This window comes from Lelliottia jeotgali (genome assembly GCF_016771845.1).
GTDB classification, from domain to species: domain Bacteria; phylum Pseudomonadota; class Gammaproteobacteria; order Enterobacterales; family Enterobacteriaceae; genus Enterobacter; species Enterobacter jeotgali.
In genome coordinates this window covers 259,043-273,821 of record NZ_JAENMQ010000003.1, presented here as the reverse complement: position 1 = coordinate 273,821, position 14,779 = coordinate 259,043, and the positions used below count along the sequence as shown (strand labels likewise).

Sequence of the window (14,779 nt, the reverse complement as noted above, 5' to 3'; positions counted from 1 at the left end):
ACCTTTTTTCGCTGCCGTAAAAAGCGTTATCTATCACTTTGAGAAATGGTTCCCGGAAATTTGTCATCAATCTGTCACAATCAGTTTGACGAAAATAAACTCTGAGGATAAAGGGATGAGAAAAGCACTACTTGCTATCGCAGTGGCTGGCACTTTAACAATGACCTCTGGCGCGCAGGCGCAAACGGCCCCGGAAGGCTATCAGCTACAGCAGGTTTTAATCATGAGCCGCCACAACTTGCGCGCCCCTCTGGCGAACAACGGCAGCGTGCTGGAACAGTCAACGCCGGGAAAATGGCCTGAGTGGGATGTCCCAGGCGGGCAGCTCACCACTAAAGGTGGCGTGCTCGAAGTGTACATGGGCCATTACATGCGTGAATGGCTGGCCGAGCAGGGGATGGTGACCACCGGAGAATGTCCACCGGCAGACGCGGTGTACACCTATGCCAACAGCTTGCAGCGTACCGTCGCAACCGCCCAATTCTTTATCACTGGCGCCTTCCCAGGGTGTGATGTTCCGGTTCACCATCAGGAAAAAATGGGCACGATGGACCCAACCTTCAACCCGGTGATCACCGACAATTCACCGGAGTTCCGCGAAAAAGCAGTCAAAGCGATGGAAACCGAGCGCCAAGGCATGAAGCTGGATGAGAGCTACAAGCTACTGGAGCAGATCACCAAATACACCGACTCCCCGTCCTGCAAAGAGAAAAAAGTGTGTTCTCTGACGGAGGCCAAAGACACCTTTACCGCCGACTATGAAAAAGAGCCGAGCGTCTCTGGCCCGCTGAAAGTGGGTAACTCGCTGGTGGATGCGTTCACGTTGCAATATTACGAAGGCTTCCCGCTGGATCAGGTGGCATGGGGCGAAATCAAAACCGACCAGCAGTGGCGCGTGCTGTCGCAGCTGAAAAATGGCTATCAGGATTCTCTGTTCACCTCCACCGAAGTGGCGCGTAACGTCGCCAAACCGCTGGTGAAATACATCGATAACGCACTGGTGACCGATCAGGCGAAAGCGCCAAAAATCACCGTGCTGGTGGGGCATGATTCAAACATCGCGTCGCTGCTGACGGCGCTGGACTTCAAACCGTATCAGCTGCATGACCAGCACGAGCGTACGCCGATTGGCGGGAAGATTGTCTTCCAGCGCTGGCATGATAAAAACGCGAATCGTGAGCTGATGAAAATTGAGTATGTCTATCAAAGCTCAGAGCAGTTGCGGAACGCCGATGTGCTGTCGTTGAAATCTCCGGCGCAGCGTGTGACGCTCGAACTGAAAGGCTGTCCGGTGGATACCAACGGATTCTGCCCGATTGATAAGTTTAATACGCTGATGAATGACGCGGCGAAGTAAGGTAAAACCCCCCGCTACTGCGGGGGGAACGATTAGACGTTTTTACGTTCGATGGTTTGCTCGCCCCAGAAGAGCGAGTCTTTGTCTGTTTTATCGAAGGCACGGACCAGCACTTCATCGCTCCCGTCCTCCCAAATTTTCTCCGCCAGCTTTTCATCATATTTCGCGACTTCAAAGATGGCCTCGGCAATTTCTGGAGAGGTATTGCGTAAACTTGCCCACTCACCGACGTGATGAGCTTTAGATTCTTGAGTTGGCATGCTTGTCCTCCTGTTGAGGTTAGCCGTTCAGTTTTTTAGCGAGGCTCGCGACGTGCTCGCCCTGATAACGAGCGATGGCCAGCTCTTCCTGGCTTGGCTGACGCGAACCGTCGCCGCCAGCAATGGTGGTGGCACCGTACGGGGTACCGCCACGAACCTGTGAAACATCAAATAATTCCTGCGCGCCGTATCCGATGGGCACAATCACCATCCCGTGGTGCGCAAGGGTCGTCCAGGTTGAGGTAATCGTCTGTTCCTGGCCGCCACCGGTCCCGGTTGAGCTAAAGACGCTGGCGAGTTTCCCGTACAGTGCGCCGGAAGCCCACAGCCCGCCGGTCTGATCCAGGAAGGTGCGCATTTGCCCGGACATATTGCCGAATCGCGTTGGGGTGCCGAAGATGATGGCGTCATAGTCGGCCAGTTCTTGTGGCGTCGCCTGCTGGGCATTTTGCGTTTTGCCACCGGCTTTCAGGAACGCTTCGGCATTCATGGTTTCTGGTACGCGTTTCACCACGACCTCAACCCCATCCACTTTGTTAGCGCCTTCCGCCACCGCATGAGCCATGGTTTCAATGTGTCCATACATGGAATAATAGAGCACCAGAACTTTTGCCATCTTGCATCACTCCTCGATTGTGGTTTCTGGCAGCGAATCGCTGCGTTCATTTAAAGATAAGACGCCTCGGCCAGACTGCAAATCTTAAAGCCATTTCTTTGATTTATAACAAGATATTTAGGAGCTTTCTTTGTAGCAATATGAAACATTTTTAGCGAATCGGCTTTTCTGAATGATAAGAGGAGCTTATTGGTGACGGCGGCAAGATCTCACACGAACGGCTGATTTCATGTTGCAGAATATTACCGTTTACTGGCTGGATCGGCTCATTCCACTAAGCTTAGTTTCACGCGGCGCAGACAAAGGCTCTGGCCTTGTGCCGTCAGGTGAAAGAATCCTCTTTTACTGAATGCAGTATGATGTCTAATGTTTCACACTCTGGAGGTTAGAGATGGCAAACCATCGTGGTGGGTCAGGTAATTTCGCTGAAGACCGTGACAGAGCATCAGAAGCAGGTCGTAAAGGTGGCCAGCAGAGCGGGGGCAACTTCAAGAATGACCCGCAGCGTGCATCTGAAGCTGGCAAAAAAGGGGGCAAAAATAGCCACGGGAGCAACAATAAAAGTTAGTTGTTCTCCATTTCAGTGTCACCCAACCTGAAATATCCCCCTGCCGCCGGGACTCCCGGCGGTTTTTTTATTTGTGCAACATTGAACTGTAACCAAAGGCATCGCACACTAGCGGATTAACTCTTGCTGTCGGTGTCCCATGTCCTCCTCTCGTTATGCCTTCTCCATCAAACCTCAGGAAGCGATCCTGATTCTGATCACCATGTTCTGGGGCGGAACCTTCCTCGCCGTACAGTATGCCGTGACGCTCAGCGATCCGTTTTTCTTCGTCGGGCTACGTTTTGCCACGGCGGCGATTGTGGTGGCGCTTTTCTCACTGAAAACCCTGCGTGGGCTAACGATGAAAGAACTGCAGGCTGGCGTGGCGATTGGGGTGTCGATAGCGATGGGTTACAGCCTGCAGACCTGGGGTTTACAGACCATTCCCAGCAGTAAATCCGCATTTATTACCGCGATGTACGTTCCGCTGGTGCCGCTATTGCAATGGCTGTGTCTCGGCAGAATGCCGGGGCTGATGTCTTGCGTAGGTATCGTACTGGCATTTATCGGCCTCATTTTTCTCGCCGGACCGGGGGACAATCTGCTGGCGATGGGGCCGGGTGAAATCATCACGCTGATCGGCGCGGTGGCGATTGCGGCAGAAATTATTTTGATCAGCGCCTGGGCCGGAAAAGTGGACGTCAAACGCGTGACCGTTGTACAGCTTGCAACTGCGTCAATCGTCGCATTTGTGGCGATGGTACCCGCAGGCGAATCCGTCCCGCCGATGTCCACTGGGCTGGTGGTCGTGGCTTTAGGTCTGGGTATTTTCAGCGCCATTATCCAGGTGACGATGAACTGGGCGCAGCGCAGCGTTTCCCCGACGCGCGCGACGGTCATCTACACCGGCGAACCGGTCTGGGCCGGGATTTTCGGTCGTCTTGCGGGCGAGCGTTTGCCGATGCTGGCCCTGCTTGGTGCGGCGTTTATTGTGGTGGGCGTTTTGGTGAGTGAGTTAAAGTTAAAAAAGAAAAAGACACAGTCGCAAACTGACAACGCGACAGTAAACCAGGAATCCTGAGATTTTTGCCCGGTGGCGCTGCGCTTACCGGGCCTACAAAAGAAACGTAGGCCGGGTAAGGCGAAGCCGCCACCCGGCACAAACAACCGGCTCCATCAGGAGTCCTGGTGCACCACCTCAGCCTGAGAGATCTCCGCCGTCCGGCGACTCAACAACGCATTCAGCAAAATCGCGCCAAAGGTGGCCGTGCCAATTCCGCCCAGCGTAAAGCCGCCGATGGTCAGCGCGAAATCACCCGCACCCAGCACCAGCGTGACAGCGACCATGATCAGGTTGCCGTTCTGGTTGAGATCAACACGGTTCTGCACCCAGATTCGCGCACCCGCCACGGCGATAAGGCCAAACACCACAATCGATGCACCGCCGATAACCGGGGCTGGAATGGTGTGGATCAACGCGCCAAATTTCGGCGAGAAGCCCAGCAGCAGCGCAATCACCGCTGCAGCGACAAACACCAGCGTGGAGTACACCTTGGTCACGGCCATCACGCCGATATTTTCGGCGTAAGTTGTCACGCCGCTGCCACCGACCGAACCCGACAGCATCGTGGCCAGCCCGTCACCGACAAACGCGCGGCCCATGTACGGGTCCATATTGCGCCCGGTCATTCCGGCGACTGCTTTCAGATGGCCTAAGTTTTCCGCCACCAGAATCACTGCTACGGGTGCAATCAGCATCATCGCCTGTCCGCTAAAAGTGGGGGATGTGAAGTGCGGCAGACCAAACCACGCGGCATTTTGCACCAGCGAAAAATCAACCGGTTTGCCGAGGCCGAAAACGCTGGTCATCAGAGCATAGACCAGACACGCCGCAATCAGCCCGACCAGAATCAACAGCCGCTGAATCATCCCGCGCGTGAATACAGCCACCAGACCAATACACAGCACCGTCATTACGGCCATCCAACTGTCAAAAGACGATGCAGACACCCCTCGAACCGCAATCGGCGCGAGATTCAGGCCAATCGCCATCACCACCGCGCCAGTAACGACCGGCGGCATCAGGCGTTCAATCCATCGGGTGCCCATCTTCATCACGGCAACGCCTATCAGGGTGTAGACCAACCCGCAGGCGATAATCCCTCCGAGTGCGACGCTCAGATTCGGGTTGATCCCCTGACCGTTAAAACCCGTGGCGGCGATCACCACGCCGACAAAGGCAGCGCTCGATCCCAGATAGCTCGGCACGCGCCCACCGGTGATGAAGAAAAACAGCAGCGTGCCGATGCCCGACATTAAAATCGATAAATTAGGATCAAGCCCCATCAGAATAGGCATCAGCACCGTTGCGCCAAACATCGCGACCGCGTGCTGGACGCCCATCACCACGGTGGGTACCAGGGGAAGTCTTTCATCCGGCGCGACCACGCCGCGTTCAGTGGAGGTCGATTTCAACTGCCAGTGGGGAAAACCGAACAAAGCCATGAGCTATCTCCTTAAGGAGGGTTAACAGGCGGGTCGCAAAAGTGCGTGATAGCCGCGATCAAACCACACCAGTCCCTGCGGCGCGGGGTGGCGTGTAATCGATACAATGTCGCAAAAAAGAATGTCGTGCGTGCCGACGCTGACTATCTGGTTGATGCGACAATCAAATGACGCCAGCGCGTCTTCGAGCCGTGGACAGCCGGTTTCTCCTGTCTGCCAGTTTGCCGCCGCGAAGCGTTGGTCCATCGGCGTTTTGCCGCCAAACAGGTTCGATAGCGGCTCTTGCCCGGCGCTCAGCGTATTGACGCACAGGGTGCGGTTTTCGTTAAACGCTGGCCAGACGGACGCGCCGCGATTCAGGCACACCAGCAGGGTGGGCGGAGAGTCGGTCACGCTGCACACGGCGCTGGCGGTAAATCCGGCCTGACCGGCAGGACCGTCAGTGGTGATAATGTTCACCGCCGCGCCGACGCAGGCCATTGCGTCGCGAAAAGTTTGTTGATCCGGTACGTTCATGTTTGCTCCTTACGCCAGCCCGCAGGCATCTTCAAACGTCAGACGCGGCAGACGCTCATAAACTTTGCTGGCGTCGCCGTAGCCGATGTTGATCAGCAGATTGCTTTTCAGGCTTGTGCCGGTGAAAAAGGCCGCATCCACTTTTTGCGGATCAAAGCCTGACATCGGCCCGGTATCCAGCCCCAGCGCGCGACAGGCGAAGATCAGATACGCGGCCTGCAGCGAGCTGTTGCGAAACGCCGTCTCCTGCGCCAGCTCCGGGCTGGAGGTAAACCAGCTGCGGGCATCGCCGTGGGGAAACAGTTCCGGCAAGCGCTCATAAAACTCGCTGTCCCAGGCGACAATCGCCGTGACGGGCGCGGCCAGGGTTTTCGCCAGATTGCCGCTGGAGAGCGCCGGGGCCAGTTTCTCTTTGCCCTCCGGCGAGCGGACAAACACGATCCGCGCGGGGGAACAGTTGGCAGAAGTCGGCCCCCATTTCATCAGGTCGTAGATCTCGCGCAGGGTCTCATCGCTGACCGGAATATCCTGCCAGCCGTTATGTGTGCGCGCCTCGGTAAACAGCGTTTTTAACGCGATTGGATTGATGGCTTCGCTCATCTATAAAACCCTTTCTTGTGCATGCAGCAGACTGGCCAGCCCGTTCAGCAGCAGCGTATTGAAGGTATCGGGATCGGTGACGTTGCAGGCGTGCCCGCCCTCGCGCATCACCACCTTTTCACTGTGGGGCAGCGCGGCGTGCAATTCGGTGGAACAAACGGCGGGCACCAGCAGATCGTCAGTAGAGCAGATAACCATTACCGGGCAGCGAATACGCGCCACATCCCGGCTGAAATCCGCCTGCTTAAGCGCCTGGAGACGCTTAAGCAGATTGGGTTTTCCCTGAAAGTGGGCGAGGGCCAGCGCCTCTTCCGCTTCCATTCGCGGCGCACGGGCCGCCATCCAGTCGGCGGGATAGAGGAACAGCGGCTGCGCTTCCACCCAGGCCTGTGCACCGCCCGCGTGCAGCAGGCGTTCGCGGATCTGGAAACAGCGGCGAGTATGGGCGTTCAGCTTCAGCCAGCCGTTGATTGATACCAGTGCGCTGACAGACTCAGGGCGATCGAGCGCCAGTTGCAGCCCGACCAGCGCACCGAGCGCATGGCCGACCACGCAAAAGCGCTGAGTGCCTGCTTGTGCCAGCGCCTGATACAGCTCGTCTGCCATCTGTGCCACAGAGTAGTTCTCGGGCAACGCTTCGGGGTTATTTCCGGTCCCGCGCTGGTCGTAACACACCACCTGATACTCCTGCTCCAGCACCGCTAACTGCGGCAGCCAGTAACTGCCACCGCCGCCTAACCCGGCGATCAGCACCACGACTGGCGCATCGACAAAGGGGGGCGGTGAAAGCGATATTTTCATGGCAACCTCACTTCCCAATGTGCGCAATAGTGGCGATCTCGACCAGCGCCTCGGGCTTCACCAGCCCGCACTGAATGCAGAATCGCGCCGGTTTGTCGCCGGGGAAAAACTCGGCGTAGATTTCGTTAATCGCGGCGTAATTTTTCCAGTCGGTGATAAAGATGCTGTTGAAGGTCACATCCTCCATCGTGCCACCCGCCGTTTCGATAACGCTTCTGATAGTTTCCAGAACGTGGCGGGTTTGTGCCTTTGGGTCGTCGGGCCAGACCACGTTATTCTCTTTATCAAAGGGCAGCGTACCGGAGACATACACCACGCCATCGGCGAGCGTGCCAGGCACAAAGGGCGCAATCGGCGTGCTGGTGCCAGCGGGAATGATCACGGATTTCGGCATAGTATTGCTCCTCAGGCGATACGGGCTAACGACGGCGGGGAGACGGCATCGCAGAACTCGGCGACGGTGCTGACCCAGCCAAAAAAGGTTTCGATATTGAACAGGGCGGCTTTCTGCGCGAACTCCGGCCCGGCCTGGTGCGTGGCGTCTGCCAGCACCACGCCGAAATACTCGAGGAAAAAGCCGTCGCGCAGGGTCGATTCCACACAGACGTTGGTCGCAATGCCGGTAAACACCAGATGGCGAATGCCACGGCTGCGCAACAGGCTGTCGAGCGGGGTGTTGAAAAAGCCGCTGTAGCGCGGTTTCGGCAGCACGATATCGCCAGGCTGCGGCACCAGTTCGTCGACCAGCTGATAATCCCAGCCGCCTTTTGCCAGCAGTTTTCCCTGTAATTCTGGCTGCTTGCGCATGGTTTTCAGGGCGTTGGATTTATGGAAATTGGGCGAGCCAGGGCCACCGGCTTCAACGTAGCGATCGTCCCAGCCGTTCTGGAACCAGACGATCAGCATTCCCGCTGCGCGTGCGGCGGCCACGGCGATATTGATATTGTCGATAACCGGTCGGGTAGCGGAGACGTCAAATCCGGCCAGATCCAGATAGCCGCCCTGGCTTGCGTAAGCGTTTTGCATATCCACCACGATCAGCGCGCTCTGTTCCGGCGTAAAAGTGATGGCTTCCGGGCGTGCATCTAATGAAATCATTACGCCACCTCCTGCGTCAGCGCCGGGATATGTGCGCGGCACTGCATCAGCGGCTGGATGCGCTCGCCAAAGGTCTCAACGCCCATAAGAAAATCATCAAAGGTTAACAGCACGCCTTCGGCACCCGGCACGCTGGCGACGTCATCGAGCATCCGCGCGACGCTGGCGTAAGACCCGACGAGGGTGCCCATATTGATGTTGACCGCCGAGGTCGGGTCCGCCATCTGGCGCACGTTGGTGTCTGACCCGGAGCGGGTATCTTTTTGGCTCTGCTCCGTTAACCAGCTCAAGGCTTCCTCGTCGGCTCCCGCCTTGTAGTGCTCCCATTTGGCGCGTGCGGCCTCGTCGGTTTCGTCGGCGATGACCATAAACAGCACGTAAGATCCGACATCGCGCCCGGTCACTTCCGCCGCCTCTTTCATGCGTGCGGCGGTGGGGGCGAAGGCGGTGGGGGTGTTGACGCCTTTCCCAAAGCAGAAGTTGAAATCTGCATGCTGCGCGGAAAATGCCATCCCCGCGTCGCTCTGTCCGGCGCAGATTACCTTCATCGGCGTGGAGGGCTGCGGGCTGACGCGACAGTCATTCATGGTGAAGTAGTCGCCTTTGAAATCGCTCTTGCCGGTGCCCCACAGATCGCGCAGGACCTGTACGTATTCGGTGAGATAGTCATACCGACGCGAGAAATACTCATCGCCCGGCCACAGGCCCATCTGCTCGTACTCTGGTTTTTGCCAGCCGGTCACCAGATTCACGCCGAAGCGCCCGCCGGAGATGGAGTCAATGGTCGATGCCATACGCGCCACAATCGCCGGGGGCAAGGTGAGGGTGGCGGCGGTGGCGTAGATCTGAATGCGCGACGTCACCGCCGCCAGACCCGCCATCAGAGTGAAAGACTCCAGATTGTGATCCCAGAATTCGGTTTTGCCGCCGAAGCCGCGCAGTTTGATCATCGAGAGCGCAAAGTCGAAATGGTAATGCTCCGCCTTTTGCACAATGGCTTTGTTCAGCTCAAAGGTCGGCATGTACTGCGGCGCGTGGGAGGAGATTAGCCAGCCGTTGTTGCCGATAGGGACGAATACGCCAATTTTCATCACGAACCTCTCTTCATCTCAGTGTGGGGTGAAAGTCAGACGTGGCGCTGCATCCTGCATTTCCTGTTCAGCCTCGTGATAAGGGTTTTGCAAAGGGGATGCCAGTTTTGAAAAGCGCAATGTTATTAACGTGTTAACTGATAGTTGTTGAAAAGATATCGAACAAAGTGGACTAAATGGTCAAAAGCAATGCACACAAAACAGGCAGTTATGCGCGATCGAGGTGCAGAATGTCGTGAGAAGCGAGGGGTTTTGCTATGCTAAACGCACATTTTCAAGGAGAGCAGGCATGACACAAGGCGCAGTGCAGACACCAGGTAAACGTTCGCGGGCGGTGAGCGCCAAGAAGCAGGCCATTCTGAAAGCCGCGCTGGAGACTTTCTCGCAGTTTGGCATCCACGGCACGCGCCTGGAGCAAGTCGCAGAATTGTCGGGCGTGTCGAAAACCAATCTGCTGTATTACTACCCGTCGAAAGAGGCACTGTATATCGCCGTTCTGCAACAGATTCTTGATATCTGGCTGGCACCGCTGAAAGCGTTTCGCGAAGAGCTCGCGCCGCTGGTGGCGATCAAAGAGTACATACGCCTCAAGCTGGAAGTGTCCCGCGACTATCCGCAAGCCTCAAAACTGTTCTGCATGGAGATGCTACAGGGCGCGCCGCTGTTGCAGGCTGAATTGACGGGAGATTTGAAACAGTTGATCGACGATAAGTCGGCGATTATTGCGGGCTGGGTCGCAAGCGGAAAACTGGCCCCGGTCGACCCGCAGCATCTGATCTTTATGATTTGGGCCTCGACCCAGCACTATGCTGACTTTGCGAGCCAGGTCGAAGCCGTGACCGGAAAAACGCTCCAGGACGAGGCATTTTTCCAGAGTGCGGTGGATAACGTGCAGCGCCTGATTATTGAAGGTATTCGTCTGCGTTAGTTGCCAGGCGGCAGCGGGCAGCTTAAATCGCCTTCTTCGCACTGCATTAATGACGCCAGATACGCCTCGCGCTCGGCGGTTTTCTCGGTCATGCACTGGTTGATAATCATCGGCTGAACGCTCCCGCCTTCGCTGCCGGAACCGGCAAACGCGCAGTCGGCGTCACGCAGGGCAATCCACGCCTGCTGCGCTTTTTTCAGCAACTCTTTCTGTGGCGCAGCGGCCCGTTTCATCGCGGCCTGATAGGTCTGATTCAGTTTTTTATCAGCACTCTGATACTGCTGCGCGGTACAGGTGTTCAAATCGGTCTGTGTGCTGGCACTGGCGCATTCATCCGCCAGCGCGCTGGCGCTGAGCAGCAGTGCTGCTCCGGCAATCAATACTCGTTTCATTCTCTCACCCAATAAAAAAGGCCCCGTTTCCGGAGCCTTATTATCATAGCTTTAACCGATTGTCATCAGGCTGGCGTTACCCCCGGCAGCGGCGGTGTTGACGCTGAGCGAGTGCTCCACGTACAGACGCTCCAGCAGCAGATTGGTTTCGCCACGGGCAAAGCCCTGCACCGAGACAATCGCGCCGTCGCGCGCCGCGACCAGTTCGCACAGTTCGCGCAGCTGATCGGAATCGCCGTGGTAGATCACCGCGTCGAAAGCCTGGGTGGTAATCACATCCGGTTTGGCAAACGTGATACGCGCGGAGACCTCTTTCGGCAGCTGTTTAGCCAGGTCACGATGCAAACCATCTTCCGGCCACAGCACTTCACAGCCTGTTGCCGCAGCGGCAGCCAGCTGAACCAGCGTATCCTGTTCGTTATCGGCGATACACAGCACGCGCTCGCGCGGCATCAGTGTCCAGGTGTTGCGCTCTCCGGTCGGGCCTGGCAGCAGACGCTGCGTACCCGCCTGCGCCTGCTCGCCATACTGCTGGCAAATGGCGCGCAGTTCCGGGCGATTTTCTGCCCATTTGACGAGGGCTTCCAGCGGTTGGGTGATCAGCGTTTTGAGCTGTGCATCCACCGGACGTTCTGCATCCTGACGCGCCAGGGTCACGCCGAGCGCATTCTCAGGGCGGTTCGCCAGCAGACGGTACAGATAGAGCGGACCACCCGCTTTCGGACCGGTGCCGGACAAGCCTTCGCCGCCGAACGGCTGCACGCCGACGACTGCGCCAACCATGTTGCGGTTCACGTACAGGTTGCCGACTTTCGCGCTGCCCGTCACCTGAGCGATGGTTTCGTCGATGCGGGTATGCACGCCGAGTGTCAGGCCGTAGCCGGAAGCATTAATCTGATCGACCAGCGCCTCCAGATTGTTACGGCTGTAGCGCACGACGTGCAGCACCGGGCCGAAGACCTCTTTTTTCAGCTCGTCGAAGCTGGAGAGCTCAATCAGCGTCGGCGCAATAAAGGTGCCGGTGTTCCATTCGCGGGCGTCTTCGCTGTTTTCGCGAACCGCCTGGAAGACCGGACGGCCTTTGGCTCGCATCGCCTGAATATGTTGTTCGATGTTGGCTTTCGCTTCGGCATCAATCACCGGGCCGATGTCCGTGGTCAGACGGCCTGGGTTACCCATCCGACATTCGGCCATCGCACCGCGCAGCATTTTCAGGGTGTGGTCGGCGATATCATCCTGCAGACACAGGACGCGCAGGGCAGAGCAGCGCTGTCCGGCGCTGTCAAAGGCCGAGGCCAGCACATCCACCACCACCTGTTCGGTGAGTGCGGAGGAGTCAACGATCATCGCGTTCATGCCACCGGTTTCGGCGATCAGCGGCGTCGGACGACCCTGTGGATCGAGACGCGTCGCAATGTTGCGTTGCAGCAGCGTCGCTACTTCGGTGGAGCCGGTAAACATCACGCCGCGCACGCGGGTGTCGGACGTTAGCTGAGCGCCGACGGTTTCCCCACGGCCCGGCAGAAGCTGCACCACGCCAGCCGGTACGCCGGCTTCGAGCAGAATGTTAATACCCTGGGCGGCAATCAGCGGCGTCTGTTCAGCCGGTTTCGCCAGCACGCTGTTACCTGCGGCAAGCGCCGCCGCGATTTGGCCGGTGAAGATCGCCAGCGGGAAGTTCCACGGGCTGATGCACACCACCGGGCCGAGCGGGCGATGAGTTTCGTTATCAAAATCGTTACGTACCTGACCGGCGTAGTAGTGCAGGAAGTCGACCGCCTCGCGCACTTCGGCGATGGCGTTGCTGAAAGTTTTCCCGGCTTCGCGCACCAGGATACCAATCAGCTGCTGCATCTGGCCTTCCATCAGGATTGCGGCGCGCTCAAGGATTGCGGCACGTTCCTGCGGCGGCGTCGCGAACCAGATCGGCGCGTTGTTCACCGCATTTTCCAGCGCCATTTCAACTTCTTTAGCGGTGGCTTCGCGGGCAAACCCGACGATATCTTTCGGCTCCGCCGGGTTGATCACCGGCTGCATGTCGCCTGTATCAACGGGCTGCTCAAGGATCGGTTTCGCCTGCCATTTTTGCAGGGCGCTATTCAGCAGAGCAGAAGAGAGGGACGCCAGACGGTGTTCGTTCGCCAGATCCAGACCCGCCGAGTTGGTGCGGTCACTGCCGTAAAGGTCGCGCGGCAGGGCGATTTTCGGATGCGGCAGACCGAGCTGGCCTTCCTGCGCCGCCATTTTTTCCACGGCCTGCACCGGATCAGCGACCAGCTCGTCGAGCGGCAGGGTAGTGTCGGCAATACGGTTGACGAAGGAGGTATTGGCGCCGTTTTCCAGCAGACGACGCACCAGATAGGCCAGCAGCGTTTCATGGGTGCCGACCGGGGCATAAATACGGCACGGTCGGTTCAGTTTGCCATCGGCCACTTTCCCGGTGACCTGCTCGTACAGCGGTTCACCCATGCCGTGCAGGCACTGGAATTCGTACTGGCCCGGATAGTAGTTCTGTCCGGCCAGGCTGTAGATCGCCGCCAGCGTGTGGGCGTTGTGGGTGGCGAACTGCGGGTAAATCAGGTTCGGCACGCCGAGCAGTTTTTTCGCGCAGGCGAGGTAAGAGACGTCGGTGTAGACCTTGCGGGTGTAGACCGGATACCCCTCCAGGCCGTCCATCTGCGCGCGTTTGATTTCGCTGTCCCAGTACGCGCCTTTTACCAGACGGATCATCAGGCGGCGACGGCTGCGCGAGGCGAGGTCAATCAGATAATCAATCACAAACGGGCAGCGCTTCTGGTAGGCCTGAATAACGAAGCCGATGCCGTTCCAGCCCGCCAGTTCCGGCTCGAAGCACAGTTTTTCCAGCAGATCGAGGGAGATCTCCAGGCGGTCGGCCTCTTCGGCGTCGATGTTAATCCCGATATCGTACTGGCGCGCCAGCAGGGTGAGGGATTTCAGGCGCGGGTAGAGTTCGTCCATCACGCGGTCGTACTGGGCGCGGCTGTAGCGCGGGTGCAGGGCGGAGAGTTTGATGGAAATCCCCGGACCTTCGTAAATGCCGCGACCGTTGGAGGCTTTGCCAATCGCGTGGATCGCCTGCTGGTAAGAGACCATGTACGCCTGTGCGTCGGCGGCGGTCAGGGCCGCTTCACCGAGCATGTCGTAGGAGTAGCGGAAGCCTTTGTCTTCGAGCTTGCGGGCGTTGGCCAGCGCTTCGGAGATGGTTTCGCCGGTGACGAACTGTTCGCCCATCAGGCGCATCGCCATGTCCACGCCTTTGCGGATCAGCGGTTCGCCGCTCTTACCGATAATGCGGTTCAAAGAGCGGGAGAGGTTGGCTTCGTTGTGGGTAGAGACCAGTTTGCCGGTAAACAGCAGGCCCCAGGTGGCGGCATTGACGAACAGCGACGGGCTACGGCCAATGTGCGAGTGCCAGTTGCCGTTGCTGATTTTGTCGCGAATTAAGGCATCGCGCGTGGCTTTGTCTGGAATACGCAGCAGCGCTTCTGCGAGGCACATCAGCGCCACGCCTTCCAGCGAGGAGAGGGAGAACTCCTGCAGAAGCCCTTGCACCATTCCGGCGCGGCCGCTGGCGGATTTCTGATTACGCAGTTTGTCGGCGAGCTGATACGCCAGGCTGTGCGCCTGAGAAGCAATCGGCTCTGGCAGACGGGCCTGCTCCAGCAGCATCGGCACGGCGTCGGTTTCGGCACGACGGTACGCGGCGGTGATCGCCGCGCGGCTGACGGATTGCGGCAGGATCTGTTCGGCAAAATCGAGGAACGGCTGGTGGTTCTCTTCGGCGGCGGCGACGGCGTCTTCGCTTTCATTCGCGGCACCGGCCAGCAGAGCAGGCAGTTCTGGTAAATCGTCTTCGGTTTCCAGACGTTCCAGATAATTAAAAATAGCCTGCTTAATTAACCAGTGCGGCGTGCGGTCAATGCGGGTTGCAGCGCTCTTAATCCGTTCGCGGGTCGCGTCATCCAGCTTAACCCCCATGGTGGTCATGCCCATGCCAAAACTCCTGTTGATCTGTAGTGATGTTCGGTCGTTAGCGTGAAATATCCA

The 14,779-nt window shown here is 57.9% G+C and carries 15 protein-coding genes; 4 read left to right on the top strand and 11 right to left on the bottom strand.

Translation table 11 applies throughout. The features are described 5' to 3' along the window. Positions 1 to 115: 115 nt before the first annotated feature. Positions 116 to 1,357, top strand: a complete 1,242-nt coding sequence (gene agp / locus JBO43_RS10150; RefSeq protein WP_095281517.1) for a bifunctional glucose-1-phosphatase/inositol phosphatase — start codon at positions 116 to 118, stop codon at positions 1,355 to 1,357. A 32-nt stretch (positions 1,358 to 1,389) separates the two neighbouring features. Here the strand turns inward: agp and JBO43_RS10145 are convergent, their stop codons facing one another. Further along, positions 1,390 to 1,617, bottom strand: coding sequence for a YccJ family protein (locus JBO43_RS10145; protein WP_095281518.1), 228 nt, complete (start codon positions 1,615 to 1,617; stop codon positions 1,390 to 1,392). Positions 1,618 to 1,636: 19 nt separating this feature from the next. Beyond that, positions 1,637 to 2,233: an NAD(P)H:quinone oxidoreductase gene (wrbA, locus tag JBO43_RS10140; protein ID WP_095281519.1), complete on the bottom strand. Its 597-nt coding sequence runs from the start codon at positions 2,231 to 2,233 to the stop codon at positions 1,637 to 1,639. A 391-nt stretch (positions 2,234 to 2,624) separates the two neighbouring features. On the opposite strand from wrbA, the gene JBO43_RS10135 reads away from it, so the two are divergent. Beyond that, positions 2,625 to 2,801 carry a con-10 family general stress protein gene (locus tag JBO43_RS10135; protein ID WP_095281520.1) on the top strand — a complete coding sequence of 59 codons (177 nt, stop codon included), beginning with the start codon at positions 2,625 to 2,627 and terminating at the stop codon, positions 2,799 to 2,801. A gap of 139 nt (positions 2,802 to 2,940) precedes the next feature. Further along, positions 2,941 to 3,861: a DMT family transporter gene (locus tag JBO43_RS10130; protein ID WP_202674232.1), complete on the top strand. Its 921-nt coding sequence runs from the start codon at positions 2,941 to 2,943 to the stop codon at positions 3,859 to 3,861. 95 nt (positions 3,862 to 3,956) lie between these two features. On the opposite strand, the gene rutG is transcribed toward JBO43_RS10130, so the two are convergent. Genes rutG through rutA form a run of 7 tightly spaced genes read right to left on the bottom strand, consistent with a single transcriptional unit; the run spans position 3,957 to position 9,391 of the window. Then, positions 3,957 to 5,285, bottom strand: coding sequence for a pyrimidine utilization transport protein G (gene rutG, locus JBO43_RS10125; RefSeq protein WP_103947920.1), 1,329 nt, complete (start codon positions 5,283 to 5,285; stop codon positions 3,957 to 3,959). A gap of 21 nt (positions 5,286 to 5,306) precedes the next feature. Further along, entirely contained in the window at positions 5,307 to 5,801 is a 495-nt protein-coding gene (gene rutF / locus JBO43_RS10120) for an NADH-dependent FMN reductase RutF (protein ID WP_095281523.1), read from the bottom strand. 9 nt (positions 5,802 to 5,810) lie between these two features. Further along, positions 5,811 to 6,401: a malonic semialdehyde reductase gene (locus tag JBO43_RS10115; RefSeq protein WP_095281524.1), complete on the bottom strand. Its 591-nt coding sequence runs from the start codon at positions 6,399 to 6,401 to the stop codon at positions 5,811 to 5,813. After that, entirely contained in the window at positions 6,402 to 7,202 is an 801-nt protein-coding gene (rutD, locus tag JBO43_RS10110; protein WP_202674231.1) for a pyrimidine utilization protein D, read from the bottom strand. A 7-nt stretch (positions 7,203 to 7,209) separates the two neighbouring features. Next, positions 7,210 to 7,596: a pyrimidine utilization protein C gene (gene rutC / locus JBO43_RS10105; protein ID WP_095281526.1), complete on the bottom strand. Its 387-nt coding sequence runs from the start codon at positions 7,594 to 7,596 to the stop codon at positions 7,210 to 7,212. Between the two features lie 11 nt (positions 7,597 to 7,607). Then, positions 7,608 to 8,300 carry a pyrimidine utilization protein B gene (gene rutB, locus JBO43_RS10100; RefSeq protein WP_202674230.1) on the bottom strand — a complete coding sequence of 231 codons (693 nt, stop codon included), beginning with the start codon at positions 8,298 to 8,300 and terminating at the stop codon, positions 7,608 to 7,610. Continuing rightward, the gene (gene rutA, locus JBO43_RS10095; RefSeq protein ID WP_103947915.1) at positions 8,300 to 9,391 is read right to left on the bottom strand and encodes a pyrimidine utilization protein A; all 1,092 of its coding nucleotides are present in this window, start codon (positions 9,389 to 9,391) and stop codon (positions 8,300 to 8,302) included. The genes rutB and rutA overlap by 1 nt, the downstream gene beginning before the upstream one ends. Positions 9,392 to 9,680: 289 nt before the next feature. Here rutA and rutR point away from each other — a divergent pair, with 289 nt between their 5' ends. After that, entirely contained in the window at positions 9,681 to 10,319 is a 639-nt protein-coding gene (rutR, locus tag JBO43_RS10090) for an HTH-type transcriptional regulator RutR (protein WP_095281529.1), read from the top strand. Here the strand turns inward: rutR and JBO43_RS10085 are convergent. Further along, positions 10,316 to 10,711, bottom strand: coding sequence for a lysozyme inhibitor LprI family protein (locus JBO43_RS10085; RefSeq protein WP_202674229.1), 396 nt, complete (start codon positions 10,709 to 10,711; stop codon positions 10,316 to 10,318). The two genes, rutR and JBO43_RS10085, sit on opposite strands and share 4 nt — an antisense overlap. A gap of 51 nt (positions 10,712 to 10,762) precedes the next feature. After that, complete coding sequence (putA, locus tag JBO43_RS10080; RefSeq protein ID WP_202674228.1) at positions 10,763 to 14,725, bottom strand: trifunctional transcriptional regulator/proline dehydrogenase/L-glutamate gamma-semialdehyde dehydrogenase; 3,963 nt, start codon at positions 14,723 to 14,725, stop codon at positions 10,763 to 10,765. Positions 14,726 to 14,779 lie beyond the last annotated feature (54 nt).

What these genes read in the sequence shown, in the direction of transcription:
- agp (WP_095281517.1), top strand. Translation starts at nt 116, where the DNA reads ATGAGAAAAGCACTACTTGCTATCGCAGTGGCTGGCACTTTAACAATG.
- JBO43_RS10145 (WP_095281518.1), bottom strand. Translation starts at nt 1,617, where the DNA reads ATGCCAACTCAAGAATCTAAAGCTCATCACGTCGGTGAGTGGGCAAGT.
- wrbA (WP_095281519.1), bottom strand. Translation starts at nt 2,233, where the DNA reads ATGGCAAAAGTTCTGGTGCTCTATTATTCCATGTATGGACACATTGAA.
- JBO43_RS10135 (WP_095281520.1), top strand. Translation starts at nt 2,625, where the DNA reads ATGGCAAACCATCGTGGTGGGTCAGGTAATTTCGCTGAAGACCGTGAC.
- JBO43_RS10130 (WP_202674232.1), top strand. Translation starts at nt 2,941, where the DNA reads ATGTCCTCCTCTCGTTATGCCTTCTCCATCAAACCTCAGGAAGCGATC.
- rutG (WP_103947920.1), bottom strand. Translation starts at nt 5,285, where the DNA reads ATGGCTTTGTTCGGTTTTCCCCACTGGCAGTTGAAATCGACCTCCACT.
- rutF (WP_095281523.1), bottom strand. Translation starts at nt 5,801, where the DNA reads ATGAACGTACCGGATCAACAAACTTTTCGCGACGCAATGGCCTGCGTC.
- JBO43_RS10115 (WP_095281524.1), bottom strand. Translation starts at nt 6,401, where the DNA reads ATGAGCGAAGCCATCAATCCAATCGCGTTAAAAACGCTGTTTACCGAG.
- rutD (WP_202674231.1), bottom strand. Translation starts at nt 7,202, where the DNA reads ATGAAAATATCGCTTTCACCGCCCCCCTTTGTCGATGCGCCAGTCGTG.
- rutC (WP_095281526.1), bottom strand. Translation starts at nt 7,596, where the DNA reads ATGCCGAAATCCGTGATCATTCCCGCTGGCACCAGCACGCCGATTGCG.
- rutB (WP_202674230.1), bottom strand. Translation starts at nt 8,300, where the DNA reads ATGATTTCATTAGATGCACGCCCGGAAGCCATCACTTTTACGCCGGAA.
- rutA (WP_103947915.1), bottom strand. Translation starts at nt 9,391, where the DNA reads ATGAAAATTGGCGTATTCGTCCCTATCGGCAACAACGGCTGGCTAATC.
- rutR (WP_095281529.1), top strand. Translation starts at nt 9,681, where the DNA reads ATGACACAAGGCGCAGTGCAGACACCAGGTAAACGTTCGCGGGCGGTG.
- JBO43_RS10085 (WP_202674229.1), bottom strand. Translation starts at nt 10,711, where the DNA reads ATGAAACGAGTATTGATTGCCGGAGCAGCACTGCTGCTCAGCGCCAGC.
- putA (WP_202674228.1), bottom strand. Translation starts at nt 14,725, where the DNA reads ATGGGCATGACCACCATGGGGGTTAAGCTGGATGACGCGACCCGCGAA.